This is a genomic window from Pseudomonas sp. MOIL14HWK12:I2 (genome assembly GCF_000510745.1).
Taxonomy (GTDB): Bacteria; Pseudomonadota; Gammaproteobacteria; order Pseudomonadales; family Pseudomonadaceae; genus Chryseomonas; species Chryseomonas oryzihabitans.
This window is the reverse complement of sequence record NZ_KI783314.1, coordinates 375953-387761: the sequence shown is the minus strand read 5'-3', so window position 1 is coordinate 387761 and position 11809 is coordinate 375953. Positions and strand designations below refer to the sequence as shown.

Annotated in this window: 10 protein-coding genes; 1 reads left to right on the top strand and 9 read right to left on the bottom strand. The window is 66.8% G+C overall.

The genetic code is table 11. The features are described from left to right. Position 1: 1 nt before the first annotated feature. The 8 genes from PSK12I2_RS0122905 to PSK12I2_RS0122865 form a co-directional block, all read right to left on the bottom strand. Positions 2-745, bottom strand: coding sequence for a TIGR00266 family protein (locus PSK12I2_RS0122905; protein WP_027600229.1), 744 nt, complete (start codon positions 743-745; stop codon positions 2-4). A 618-nt stretch (positions 746-1363) separates the two neighbouring features. Next, a complete protein-coding gene (locus PSK12I2_RS24315) occupies positions 1364-1684 on the bottom strand; it encodes a chaperone modulator CbpM (protein WP_037008048.1) in 321 nt (106 codons plus the stop codon). Further along, positions 1684-2628: a curved DNA-binding protein gene (cbpA, locus tag PSK12I2_RS0122895; protein WP_027600228.1), complete on the bottom strand. Its 945-nt coding sequence runs from the start codon at positions 2626-2628 to the stop codon at positions 1684-1686. The genes PSK12I2_RS24315 and cbpA overlap by 1 nt, the downstream gene beginning before the upstream one ends. 64 nt (positions 2629-2692) lie before the next feature. Further along, positions 2693-3700, bottom strand: coding sequence for a transporter (locus tag PSK12I2_RS0122890; protein WP_027600227.1), 1008 nt, complete (start codon positions 3698-3700; stop codon positions 2693-2695). Positions 3701-3816: 116 nt separating this feature from the next. Continuing rightward, positions 3817-5319 (bottom strand): lysine--tRNA ligase, encoded by a 1503-nt coding sequence (gene lysS, locus PSK12I2_RS0122885; RefSeq protein ID WP_027600226.1) that lies wholly within the window; start codon positions 5317-5319, stop codon positions 3817-3819. A 121-nt stretch (positions 5320-5440) separates the two neighbouring features. Beyond that, positions 5441-6536, bottom strand: a protein-coding gene (prfB, locus tag PSK12I2_RS24990) for a peptide chain release factor 2 (RefSeq protein ID WP_156930175.1) whose coding sequence is annotated in 2 segments (ribosomal slippage) — positions 5441-6463 and positions 6465-6536 — 1095 coding nt in all. Because the reading frame shifts where the segments join, the coding sequence is not laid out codon by codon here. Between the two features lie 100 nt (positions 6537-6636). Continuing rightward, positions 6637-8259 carry an MFS transporter gene (locus tag PSK12I2_RS0122870; RefSeq protein WP_007160970.1) on the bottom strand — a complete coding sequence of 541 codons (1623 nt, stop codon included), beginning with the start codon at positions 8257-8259 and terminating at the stop codon, positions 6637-6639. A 109-nt stretch (positions 8260-8368) separates the two neighbouring features. After that, a complete protein-coding gene (locus PSK12I2_RS0122865; protein ID WP_027600224.1) occupies positions 8369-10042 on the bottom strand; it encodes a GMC family oxidoreductase in 1674 nt (557 codons plus the stop codon). 147 nt (positions 10043-10189) lie between these two features. Between PSK12I2_RS0122865 and PSK12I2_RS0122860 the strand changes: the two genes are divergently transcribed. Next, positions 10190-11092, top strand: coding sequence for a LysR family transcriptional regulator (locus PSK12I2_RS0122860; protein WP_007160968.1), 903 nt, complete (start codon positions 10190-10192; stop codon positions 11090-11092). Between the two features lie 3 nt (positions 11093-11095). On the opposite strand, the gene PSK12I2_RS0122855 is transcribed toward PSK12I2_RS0122860, so the two are convergent. After that, positions 11096-11791, bottom strand: a complete 696-nt coding sequence (locus PSK12I2_RS0122855) for a tellurite resistance TerB family protein (protein WP_007160967.1) — start codon at positions 11789-11791, stop codon at positions 11096-11098. Positions 11792-11809 lie beyond the last annotated feature (18 nt).

The window sequence follows — 11809 nt, the reverse complement described above, 5'->3', positions numbered from 1 at the left end:
ATCAGTCGCCACCGGCGCGGCGTTCACCGACGCCGCCGCCGGCCGCGGCCTGGACCCGGCCGGCTAGCCGCGAAAAGGGCAAGGTCTGGATCCACACCGTGCCGTGGCCGCTCAGGGTTGCCAGCACCAGGCCTTCACCGCCGAGCAGCATGCTGCGCAGGCCACCTGCCAGCTTGATGTTGTAGTCGATGCCGCTGGTGAAACCTACCAGGCAACCGGTGTCCAGGCGCAGGGTCTCGCCCTTGAGTTCCTTGCGGATCACCGTGCCGCCGGCATGCACGAAGGCCATGCCATCGCCCTCCAGCCGCTGCAGGATGAAGCCTTCGCCGCCAAAGAAACCGGCGCCCAGACGGCGGGTGAAGGCCACGCCGATGCGGGTGCCCTTGGCCGCGCAGAGAAAGGAATCGCGCTGGCAGAACAGGGTGCCGCCCAGGGCGGCGAGGTCCAGGGGTACCACCTGCCCCGGATAGGGCGCGGCAAAGGCGACGTGGCGCTTCTCGCGGCCTTCGTTGGTGAAATGGGTCATGAACAGCGACTCGCCGCCGAGCATCCGCTTGCCGGCGCCCCACAGCTTGCCGAGCAGGCCGGCGGAGCCGTCGCCCATGCGTGCGGTGAAATCGATGTCGGCCTCCATGTAGGTCATGGCGCCGGCCTCGGCGATCACTGTCTCGCCCGGATCAAGGCCGATTTCCACCGCCTGCAGGGATTCACCGAGAATGCGATGATCGAGGATATGGCTGGGCATGGCTGTGGGACTCCTGGTGTAGCGTGGAAAACGGCGCAGCCTTTTCCACTGTCCTGCATTTGGGCAAGGCGCGTGGAAAACGCTGCGCGGTTTTCCACCCTACAACATCACGGCCATTACCGGCGCTACCTGGCTTCCCTCACCCCAGCCCTCTCCCGGAGGGAGAGGGGGATATCCGGTGCGGATGGACATTCCGTAGGTTGGGTTGAGCGCAGCGAAGCCCAACCTATTGCAGCCCGTAGCGTGGAAAACGGCGCAGCCTTTTCCACTGTCCTGCGTATGGGCAAGGCGCGTGGAAAACGTTGCGCGGTTTCCCAACCTACAATATCGCGGCCATGGGCCGCTCCTACAGGGCTCATCCGCGGCTGCAGGAGCGGTCGCATCGGCGCACCGCCATGGCCGCGAGGGAATCCCTGCCATTACCGGCGCTATCTGGATTCCCTCACCCCAGCCCTCTCCCGGGGCAGAGGGGGATATCCGGTGCGGATGCAAGTCCCGTAGGTTGGTTGAGCGCAGCGAAGCCCAACATATTGCAGCCCCGTAGCGTGGAAAACGGCGCAGCCTTTTCCACTGTCCTGCGAAGCAAGGCGCGTGGAAAACGCTGCGCGGTTTTCCACCCTACGAATCGGCGCCCACGTCTCGCAGCTCGCCGGCGAAGCGCGCCAAGCGCTGGCGCAGGCGCTGGTTTTCCCGTCGCAGTTCTTCCACCTCATCCAGCAGGTGCAGGGCCAGGGCGGTGGCGGCCCAATCCAGTTCCAGCTCGTGCCTCAGGCGCACGGCGCGGCGGGCGCGATGCAGGGCGCCGGTGTCGAAGTGCCACTCGGCCGGGCGCTTGCCCCGCTGGGGCGCCAGGATGCCATGCTCGACGATCTCTACCACCACCGGCTCGCTCACCTCGCAGAGCACGCAGAATTCCTGCAGGACGATCAGACTGCTCATCAGACTTTCCTCCAGTCGCGGCGGGGATCGAAGGCCGCCCGCTCGGCCAGTTGGCGCCACAGCGCCTGGGTTTCTTCATCGCCCCTGGGCGGCATCACCACCTTGAGCAGGGCATGCAGATCGCCCTGCCCCGCCTTGCCGGCCAGGCCCTTGCCGCGCACCCGCAGCCGCGCACCGTTCTGGCTGCCGGGCGGGATACTGAGCATGATCTGTCCATCAAGCGTCGGCACCTGCACCTTGGCGCCCAACGCAGCTTCCCAGGGGGCGAGCGGTACGCTGACCACCAGATCCTGGCCGTCCACGTCGAACAGCGGATGGGGCACCAGGCGGATGACCAGATAGAGATCCCCCGCCTCCGCGCCGCCGACGCCCGGCTCGCCCTGGCCTTTCAGGCGGATACGTTCGCCGTCGGTGCTGCCGGCGGGAATCTTGACGTTGAGGGTCTTGGTGGTCTCGCCGACGCGGCGGCCCAGCTCGTCGCGCTGCGGCAGCGTAAAGCTCAGTGGCTTGGTGCTGCCCGCCTGGCTCTCTTCGAGAAACAGCGGCAGCTCCAGCTCGACATCGCGGCCACGGCGGGCGAAGCCACCGTGCTGGGAACGCCCGGCAGCACCGAACAGGGATTCGAAGAAGTCGGAGTAGTCCGCGCCGAAGCCGGCATGGGGATCGCTGTAGTCATCGCCTGAACCCGGCTGCCAGTCCGGCGGCACTTGGAAGCGCTCGCCCTGCTGCTGGTAGAGGCGTACCTGGTCGTACTCGGCGCGCTTGTGCGGATCGCGCAGGACGTCATAGGCCTCGGCCACCTCCTTGAAGCGGGCCTCGGCATCGGCCTCCTTGCTCACATCGGGGTGGTACTTGCGCGCCAGCTTGCGATAGGCGGTCTTGAGGGTCTTGTCGTCGACGTCGGGAGCGACGCCGAGCACCTCGTAGTAGTCCTTGAAGTCCATTGCGGTCTCCAGTAACGGTTCTCCTAGAGACCGCGGAGCGCCCCCAGGGGTTGCACGCAGCCGGTCAGTCGCCTCGCTTGCGAAAGGCCAGGCTGCCGGCCAGCACCGTGAAGGTCGCCACCAGCGCCACCAGGATCCAGAAACCATGGGGCGAGTCGGCCAGCGGGATACCGCCGACGTTCATGCCGAAGAAGCCGGCGATGATGTTGATCGGCAGGGCCAGCACCGTGACCAGGGTCAGGGTGAACAGGGTGCGGTTGGTCTGCTCGGCGGAGGCGGCGGCGATCTCTTCCTGCAACAGCTTGAGCCGCTCCACCAGGGCGGCGAGGTCGTCCAGCACCCGGTCGAATTCCTCGGTGGCCTCGCGCAGGGTCTGGATGTCGTCGCGGCGCAGCCAGGCCGGCGGCCGGTTGAGCAGCCGCAGCAGGGAACCCGGCTCCAGGGCCAGCAGCCGTTGCAGCCGGACCAGGGCGCGTCTCAGGCTGCCCAGTTCGGCGCGACTGGCGGACAGCCGCTGGGACAGCAGGCGATCCTCGATGGCATCCACCTTGACCGTGGTGTCGCGGATGATGCCGGTCAGCACATCGGCCTGGTCGCGCAGGAGGTGCACCAGCAGTTCCAGGGTCGAGCCGAAGCCCTCGCCGCGGCGTACCGCGTGGCGCAGGCGATCCACCGAACGCAATGGCTGGGCCCGGGCGGTCACCAGCAGCCCCGGGCGGGCGCAGGCCCAGAGGGTGGCGACGTCCACCGAGACCTGGCCGTAGGCGAGGGTCACGTCGTTCACCACCCCGAGCAGGGTGTCATCGGCCGGCTCCAGGCGGGTCGAGTGGGAACCGGCATGCAGGGATTCGAAGAATTCCTCGGGCAGCCCCAGGTGCTCGCGCATCCAGCGTTCGGCAGCGGCGTGGGCCAGGTTGAAGTGCAGCCAGCGAAATCCGCCCTCTTCCGCCTCCCAGGGATCTTCCGGCGCCATGGTCAGGGCCCGGCCCGGCTGGCCGGAGGTGAAATGATAGGCGTAGAGCAGCCCCAGCCGTTCGGCGGCCGGATGCAGGGGGATCAGCGTATTGGTCATGGCTACCTGCGGAGGGAACGCGACATCAGGGCTCTGTTAGCAGGTCCGAATGAACCTTTGATGACAGAGCCCCGGTCGGCAGGCGCCGGAGCGACGCCCCGGACGGGGCGCCGCTCTTATTGCGGACGCATGTGCGGGAAGAGGATGACGTCGCGGATCGATGGCGAGTTGGTCAGCAGCATCACCAGGCGGTCGATGCCGATGCCTTCGCCGGCGGTGGGCGGCATGCCGTATTCCAGGGCGTTGATGAAGTCGGCGTCGTAGTGCATGGCCTCGTCGTCACCGGCGTCCTTTTCCTGGACCTGCAGCATGAAGCGCTCGGCCTGGTCTTCGGCGTCATTGAGCTCGGAGTAGGCGTTGGCGATCTCGCGGCCGCCGATGAACAGCTCGAAGCGGTCGGTGACGCTGGGATTGTCGTCGTTGCGGCGCGCCAGTGGCGAGACCTCGAAGGGGTACTCGGTGATGAAGTGCGGCTGCTCCAGCTTGCCCTCCACCAGCTCCTCGAAAATCATCACCTGCAGCTTGCCCAGGCCTTCGTGGCCGAGCACCTTGGCGCCAGCCTTCTTGGCGATGGCGCGGGCCTTCTCGACGTCCTGCAGGTCTTCCGCGGTGATGTCCGGGTTGTACTTGAGGATGGAGTCGTACACCGACAGGCGCACGAAGGGTTCGCCGAAGTGGAAGACCTTGTCGCCATAGGGCACATCGGTGGTGCCGAGCACGGCCATGGCCAGTTCGCGGAACAATTCCTCGGTGAGGTCCATGTTGTCGCGGTAGTCGGCGTAGGCCTGGTAGAACTCGAGCATGGTGAACTCGGGATTGTGCCGGGTCGAGACGCCTTCGTTACGGAAGTTGCGGTTGATCTCGAAGACCTTCTCGAAGCCACCGACAACCAGGCGCTTGAGGTACAGCTCCGGCGCGATGCGCAGGAACATGGCCATATCCAGGGCGTTGTGGTGGGTCTCGAAGGGCTTGGCCGCCGCACCGCCGGGAATGGTCTGCAGCATGGGGGTTTCCACTTCGAGGAAGCCCCGCTCCATGAGGAAGCGGCGGATGTGGGCGATGACCTGAGAGCGTACGCGGAAGGTCTGGCGCACCTCTTCGTTGACGATCAGGTCGACATAGCGCTGGCGATAGCGCAGCTCGGTGTCGGTCAGGCCGTGGTGCTTGTCGGGCAGCGGTCGCAGCGACTTGGTCAGCAGGCGCACGTCGCTCATGTTGACGTAGAGATCACCCTTGCCGGAGCGGGCCAGGGTGCCTTCGGTGGCGATGATGTCGCCCAGGTCCCAGGTCTTGACCGCTTCCAGGGTCTCGGCCGGCAGGGTCTTGCGGTCGACGTAGACCTGGATGCGCCCGCTGGTGTCCTGCAGCACCATGAAGGCGCCGCGGTTGAGCATGATGCGGCCGGCCACCTTGACCTTGATGCCCGCGGCTTCCAGCTCTTCCTTGGTCTTGTCGGCGTACTGCTGCTGCAGATCACCGGCCAGGCTGTCGCGGCGGAAGTCGTTGGGGAAGGGAATGGCCTGCTGGGCACGCAACGCGGAGAGCTTTTCCTTGCGCTGGGCGATCAGCTTGTTGTCTTCCTGTTCCTGGGCTTGGGGGTCTAGGGGTTGTTCGCTCATGTCTGCTGTTTACCTGGGGAGTGCTGGTTGTAGGACCGGTCCATGACCGCGATCCTGGCATCGCAGCCTGGGGGAGTCGCGGCCATCGCGGCCATGGGCCGCTCCTACAGAGATAAGTTGGTTAGATGCCCTGCTTGAGGCTGGCTTCGAGATATTCGTCCAGATCGCCGTCGAGCACCTTGTCGCAGTCGCTGCGTTCCACGCCGGTGCGCAGATCCTTGATCCGCGAGGCGTCGAGGACGTAGGAGCGAATCTGGTGGCCCCAGCCGATATCGGACTTGGAGTCCTCCAGCGCCTGGGAGGCGGCGGTGCGCTTCTGCATCTCCAGCTCGTACAACTTGGCCCGCAGCATCTTCATGGCGGTGTCCTTGTTGGCGTGCTGGGAACGCTCGTTCTGGCAGGCCACCACGGTGTTGGTGGGCACGTGGGTGATCCGCACCGCGGAGTCGGTGGTGTTCACGTGCTGACCACCTGCACCCGAGGAGCGGTAGGTGTCGATGCGCAGATCGGACGGGTTAATCTCGATGTCGATGTTGTCGTCGATCTCGGGCGAGACGAACACCGCGGTAAAGGAGGTGTGGCGCCGGTTGCCCGAGTCGAAGGGACTCTTGCGCACCAGGCGGTGCACGCCGATCTCGGTGCGCAGCCAACCAAAGGCGTATTCGCCCTTGATGTGCACCGTGGCGCCCTTGATGCCGGCGACCTCGCCTTCCGACAACTCGACGATCTCGGCGCTGAAGCCGTGCTGGTCGGCCCAGCGCAGGTACATGCGCAGCAGCATGTTGGCCCAGTCCTGGGCCTCGGTGCCGCCGGAGCCGGCCTGGATGTCCAGGTAGCAGTTGTTGGGGTCCATCTCGCCGCTGAACATGCGGCGGAATTCCAGCTTCTCGAGGATGCCGCGCAGGCGCTCCACCTCGGTCCCCACGTCATCGACCGCGCCCTGGTCTTCCTCTTCGGCGGCCATCTCCAGCAGGTCGCTGGCATCGGCCAGGCCACCGGTCAGCTCGTCCAGGGTCCCGACCACCTGGGCCAGCTGGGCGCGCTCGCGACCGAGATTCTGGGCGTATTCGGGCTTGTTCCAGACAGCGGGATCCTCGAGCTCGCGCTCGACTTCGACCAGACGATCCTTTTTCAGATCGTAGTCAAAGATACCCCCGAATGGTCTGGGTACGGCTGGTGAGGTCCTTGATGCTGGTGACGATCGGGTTGATTTCCATGGGGGAAACACTCGCGAGAAAAGCTGTGGAAAAGCTCGCGAGTATAACCCAATCGGCGGCGAAACTCAGCGGGCGGCGGGCAGCGCCGCCCGCACGCGCCTCAATCGGCGTCGAGATCGCGATGGCGGGTTTCCGGCAGGCACAGCAGCCCCACCACCAGGCTGACGCCGGTGATCAGCACCGGGTACCAGAGGCCGTAGAAGATGTCGCCGGTATAGACCACCAGGGCAAAGGACACCGTGGGCAGGAAGCCGCCGAACCAGCCGTTGCCGATGTGGTACGGCAGCGACATGGAGGTGTAGCGGATGCGCGTGGGGAACAGCTCCACCATCAGCGCCGCCAGCGGTCCGTAGCAGAGGGTGGCGATCAGGATCAGGGCGAAGATCACCGCCACCACCATCGGCTTGTTGACCTGGGCCGAGTCGGCCTTGGCCGGATAGCCGGCGGCCTGCACCGCGGCGCGCAGGGCCGGTTCGTCGAAGCCGACGATGAGCTTGTCGCCGACGCTGACCTGCACCGCATCGCCGGGCGCCGCGGCCACGCTGCGGTAGGGCAGACCGCTCTTGGCCAGCAGTGTCTTGACCCGATCGCAGGGACTGTCGAAACGCGCCTTGCCCACCGGATCGAACTGGAAGGTGCAGGTGGCCGGGTCGGCGGTCACCACGATGGGCGCCTGCTGGCTGGCCTGGTAGATCTGTGGATTGGCGTAATGGGTCAGGGCCTTGAACAGCGGGAAGTAGAGCACCGTGGCCAGCAGCAGGCCGAGCATCAGGATCGGCTTGCGCCCGACCTTGTCCGACAGCCAGCCGGCGATGACGAAGAAGGGGGCCCCGAGGATGACGCTGATGATCAGCAGGTTGTTCGCCAGCACCGGATCCAGCTTGAGGGTCTGGGTGAGAAAGAACATCACATAGAACTGCGACAGGTAGAAGGTCACCGCCTGGCCGCCGTTGATGCTGAACAGCGCGATCAGCACCACCTTGAGATTGCTCCAGTTGGTGAAGGAATCGCGGATCGGCGCCTTGCTCTGCTTGCCTTCGGCCTTCATGCGCACGAAGGCGGGCGACTCGTGCATCGACATGCGGATCCAGGTGGAAATGGCCAGCAGAAAGATCGACAGCAGGAACGGCAGGCGCCAACCCCAGACCTCGAACTGGTCGCCGGTCAGATAGCGGCAGACCAGGATCACCACCAGCGACAGCAACAGCCCCAGGGTCGCGGTGGATTGCAGCCAGCTGGTATGGGCGCCGCGCTTGCCGGGCGGCGCGTGCTCGGCGATGTAGGTGGCGGCGCCGCCGTATTCGCCGCCCAGGGCCAGGCCCTGCAGCAGGCGCAGCACCACCAGGATGATGGGTGCGGCCACGCCGATGCTGGCGTAGGTGGGCAGCAGGCCGACGCCGAAGGTGGCGATGCCCATGAGGATGATGGTGGCGAGAAAGGTGTACTTGCGGCCGACCATGTCGCCCAGGCGGCCGAACACCAGGGCGCCGAAGGGCCGCACCACGAAGCCGGCGGCAAAGGCCAGCAGGGCGAAGATGAAGGCGGTGGTGTCGTTGACGCCGGCGAAGAACTGCTTGCTGATCACCGCCGCCAGGGCGCCATAGAGAAAGAAGTCGTACCACTCGAAGACGGTTCCCAGGGACGAGGCGAAGATCACCTTGCGTTCTTCGCGGCGACTGCTGGCCGCGCTGGGTTGGACCCGGGGTTGGGCATAGTCGGACATCGCACGTTCTCCTGACCCGGGATCGCCGGGCTGATTGTTGTTATGGGCGACAGCTACTACGGTGGAAACGGCAGGAGGCCCCGCCGTCGGTGAAAGCGGAGGGACGCCGCTAGGCCGCCGAGACCGCGCTGGCCCGGGCCACCACGGCGGGCAGCTCGTGACTGCCCTGCTCGCGCGCCTCGGCCAGCATGAAGGTGGCCGCCTGCTCGGCGATCATCAGCGTTGGCGAGCAGCTGTTGCCCGAGACCAGGGTCGGCATGATGGAGGCGTCGGCCACCCGCAGCCCGGGAATGCCATGCACCCGCAGGCGCGCATCGACCACGGCGTCGGCGTCCTGGCCCATGCGACAGGTGCCGGATGGATGGAAGATGGTGGTGCCTATGGCGCCGGCCGCCTGCTGCAATTCCTCCTCGCTCTGGTAGGCCGGTCCCGGCAGGTATTCCTCGGGTCGATAGGCGGCCAGGGCCGGGGCGGCGACGATGCGCCGGGTCAGGCGGATGGCGTCGGCGGCCACCTTGAGATCCTCCGGCGCACTGAGATAGCGCGGCTGGATCAGCGGCGCGGCCAGCGGGTCGGCGCTGCGGATGGCCACCTGGCCGCGACTGGCCGGACGCAGGTTGCACACCGAGGCGGTAAAGGCGGGAAAGCCGTGCAGCGGCTCGCCGAAGCGCTCCAGCGACAGCGGCTGCACGTGATACTGCAGATTGGCCGAGGGCTGCCCGGGATCGGAGCGGGCGAAGGCGCCCAGCTGACTCGGCGCCATGGCCAGGGGACCACTGCGTTTCCAGAGGTATTCCAGGCCCATCCCCAGCTTGCCCCAGAGGCTGCCGGCCAGGGCGTTGAGGGTCGGCACGCCGTGCACCCGGTAGATCAGCCGCAGTTGCAGGTGATCCTGCAGATTGCCGCCCACCCCTTCCAGGCGGTGCCGGACGCCGATGCCCAGGCCTTCGAGCAGACCGCGCGGCCCTATGCCGGAGCGCTGCAACAGGGTCGGCGAGCCGATGGCGCCGGCGCAGAGCACGATCTCCCGCCGTGCCACCAGGCGCTGGGGCTCGGCCTGGCCCGGCAGGCGCGCCAGCACCGCCCGTGCCCTGCCCTCCTCCAGCAGCACCCGCTCGACCTGGACGCCGGTCAGCACCTCGAGATTGGCGCGCTGGCGGATGGGCTTGAGAAAGGCCTTGGCGGCATTCCAGCGCACGCCATTGCGCTGATTGACCTGGAAGTAGCCGCAGCCTTCGTTGTCACCGGTGTTGAAGTCCTCCACCGGCGCGATGCCGGTTTCGCCGGCGGCCGCGCGAAAGGCGTCGAGCAGCGTCCAGTGCAGGCGCTGCCGCTCGACCCGCCATTCGCCCCCGGCGCCATGAAACTCTGAATTGCCGTCGCAGTGATCCTCCATGCGCTTGAACAGCGGCAGCACGTCCTGCCAGCCCCAGCCGGGATTGCCAGCGGCGGCCCAGCCGTCGTAGTCGCGGGCCTGGCCACGCATGTAGATCATGCCATTGATGGACGAGCAGCCACCCAGCACCCGCCCGCGTGGATAATTGAGCGCGCGGCCCCCCAGGCCCGCTTCCACCTCGGTCTTGAAGCACCAGTCGGTGCGCGGATTGCCGATGCAGAACAGATAGCCTACGGGGATGTGGATCCAGGGATGGTTGTCGCGCCCGCCGGCTTCCAGCAGCAGCACGCGATAGGCCGGATCGGCGGACAGTCGATTAGCCAGCAGGCAGCCGGCCGGACCGGCGCCGACGATGATGAAGTCATATTCCGCAGCAGGACCGGGCATGACGTTCCCTCGCTTTTTTGTTGTTGTGGTCCCTATCCTAGTGTCGTCATCCGCGAACAACAGTCGCAGAAAACGGGCACCGGCTGTGCATTTCTGAACAGCGCCCCGCAAGCGACCGCGCAGACAGACCTAGACGAGGGAGACGGGATGTTCGACTGGAACGATCTGCGGGTTTTTCTGGAGATCCAGCGCCATGGCCGCCTGCTGACCGCCGCCCGTAGCCTGGGCGTCAGTCATGCCACCGTCGCCCGCCACCTGGAGGCCCTGGAGCGCGCCCTGGGCAGCCAGCTACTGGTGCAACAGGCCAGCGGTTATCAACTCACCCCGGCTGGTCAGGCCCTGCTGGCGCACGCCCAGGCAATGGAAGAAGCCGCGTTGCTGGCCCAGGAGGCAGTGACCCAGAGACTCAATCCGCTGGGCCAGGTGCGGGTCGGGGTGACCGAAGGCCTGGGCACCGGCTTTCTCGCCCAGCGCCTGGGAGCGCTGCTGCGCGACTATGCGGGGCTGGAAGTGGAACTGGTCTCGGTGCCGCGCTTCGTCAGCGTCACCAACCGCGAGGCGGACATCGCCATCACCCTGGAAAGGCCCACCGCCGAAGGCCTGATCGGCCGGCGGCTGACGCCCTATCGCCTGAGGTTCTACGCCAGTCGCACCTACCTGGATCGGGCGCCGCCCCTGGGGGCCGAAGCCGACCTCGGCGAGCAGACCTTCATCGGCTACGTCGACGACCTGCTGTACACCCGCGAACTGCAATTCATCCAGGGACTCTGCCCCGAGCCGCGCATCGTCTTTCGCAGCACCAGCGTCATCGCCCAGCGCGAAGCCGCCTGTGCCGGCATCGGCATCGCGGTGTTGCCCTGCTACCTGGTGGGTCAAGGCACGCCCCTGGAAGGCGTGCTCCCGGAGCGCTCCTTTACCCGGGAGTACTGGATCTCCACCCACCGCGAACTGCACCGCTCCGCGCGCCTGCGCGTGGTCTGGGATTTCCTGCTGCACCTCTGCGCAGCGGAGCGGAGCGTCCTGCTGGGCGAGGAACGTGCCCTCGCCTAGCCGTCAGACCGCCGCGGCCTCGCGCTCCAGTTCGGCGCGCAGGCCGGGCTCCAGGCGCAACTGGCGCGCCAGCTCGTCCAGATAGGCCTTTTCCATGTATTGCTGATCGTCGATCAGCATCAGGCTGGCCAGGTACATCTCGGCCGCCATTTCGGGGGTTTCCGCCGCGGCGGCGACCTTGGCCGGGTCGAGCGGCTGTTCCAGTTCGCGCTGCAGCCAGCTGCGCAGTTCGGGATCGTTGTCCAGCTTGGCCATCTCGGCTTCGATGGCCTGGCGTTCCTGGTCATCGACATGGCCATCGGCCTTGGCCGCCGCGATCAGGGCGATCAGCACCGCCCGGCCGTGGGCCTCGGCTTCGTGCTCTGGTACCCGATCCACGGTGCGGGGCTCGGCGGCCGCCGCGCCCTGGGCCTGGTTGGCCTGCCAGGACTGATAGGCCTTGTAGGCCACCATGCCGAGCGCCGCCAAGCCGCCATAGCCGACCGCCTTGCCCCCCATGGCGCGCCCGCGCTTGCTGCCCAGCAGGGCGGTCAGGGCACCGGCGGCCAGGCCGCTGTTACCCAGGCCCGAAAGCAGACCGCCAAGGGGATCCTTGCCGGAAGACGGGGTACCGGGTCGTGGGGCCGCGTGGCCGGTCTTCTTGGCCAGGGCCTGCTGGCCCGCCTTGAGCAATTGATCGAGCAAACCGCGGGTGTTCATGGATGACCTCCACAGAGT

Bases quoted from the DNA above. Each gene is read 5' to 3' on its own strand.
- PSK12I2_RS0122905 (WP_027600229.1), bottom strand. From the start codon at position 745: ATGCCCAGCCATATCCTCGATCATCGCATTCTCGGTGAATCCCTGCAG.
- PSK12I2_RS24315 (WP_037008048.1), bottom strand. From the start codon at position 1,684: ATGAGCAGTCTGATCGTCCTGCAGGAATTCTGCGTGCTCTGCGAGGTG.
- cbpA (WP_027600228.1), bottom strand. From the start codon at position 2,628: ATGGACTTCAAGGACTACTACGAGGTGCTCGGCGTCGCTCCCGACGTC.
- PSK12I2_RS0122890 (WP_027600227.1), bottom strand. From the start codon at position 3,700: ATGACCAATACGCTGATCCCCCTGCATCCGGCCGCCGAACGGCTGGGG.
- lysS (WP_027600226.1), bottom strand. From the start codon at position 5,319: ATGAGCGAACAACCCCTAGACCCCCAAGCCCAGGAACAGGAAGACAAC.
- PSK12I2_RS0122870 (WP_007160970.1), bottom strand. From the start codon at position 8,259: ATGTCCGACTATGCCCAACCCCGGGTCCAACCCAGCGCGGCCAGCAGT.
- PSK12I2_RS0122865 (WP_027600224.1), bottom strand. From the start codon at position 10,042: ATGCCCGGTCCTGCTGCGGAATATGACTTCATCATCGTCGGCGCCGGT.
- PSK12I2_RS0122860 (WP_007160968.1), top strand. From the start codon at position 10,190: ATGTTCGACTGGAACGATCTGCGGGTTTTTCTGGAGATCCAGCGCCAT.
- PSK12I2_RS0122855 (WP_007160967.1), bottom strand. From the start codon at position 11,791: ATGAACACCCGCGGTTTGCTCGATCAATTGCTCAAGGCGGGCCAGCAG.